Annotated in this window: 2 tRNA genes; both read right to left on the bottom strand. The window is 50.9% G+C overall.

Annotation, left to right across the window (positions count from 1 at the left end):
- Positions 1–148: 148 nt before the first annotated feature.
- Positions 149–224: transfer RNA gene (locus tag AC0QH1_RS00680), tRNA-Ala, on the bottom strand.
- 75 nt (positions 225–299) lie between these two features.
- Positions 300–373: transfer RNA gene (locus AC0QH1_RS00675), tRNA-Ile, on the bottom strand.
- Between the last annotated feature and the right edge of the window lie 81 nt (positions 374–454).

Raw genomic sequence — 454 nt, 5'->3', positions numbered from 1 at the left:
TTTCTCAACCCCTTTTGCAAGGGATTGTTTTTACCAAGGGACTCAATTTCTATGCAGTTTTCAAGGTTCTGGCTGGACAGTGAATCCAGCAGGCTTTCCAATGCCTGGGCACCGAAAGTTGCTGAGTTCTTTATCCGTTTGGCGGTTTTGGTGGAGGTAAGCGGACTCGAACCGCTGACATCTGCCTTGCAAAGGCAGCGCTCTACCAACTGAGCTATACCCCCTTATTTCAGGTCACAAGGCTGGCGGACTCGATCGCACTCAAGTCCGACTGGCTCTTGTGAATTGGTTGGTTTAGGTGGGCCATCCTGGACTCGAACCAGGGACCTCACCCTTATCAGGGGTGCGCTCTAACCACCTGAGCTAATAGCCCATTTACCGAACCGAATCATAGTTTGAAAGCCTGATTAATTTCCTGAACTCGACCGACCTGGGATTGTCTTTCGTTCCCGCG

Source organism: Phormidium sp. CCY1219 (genome assembly GCF_055795085.1).
This window is presented reverse-complemented; position numbering and strand designations above follow the sequence as displayed.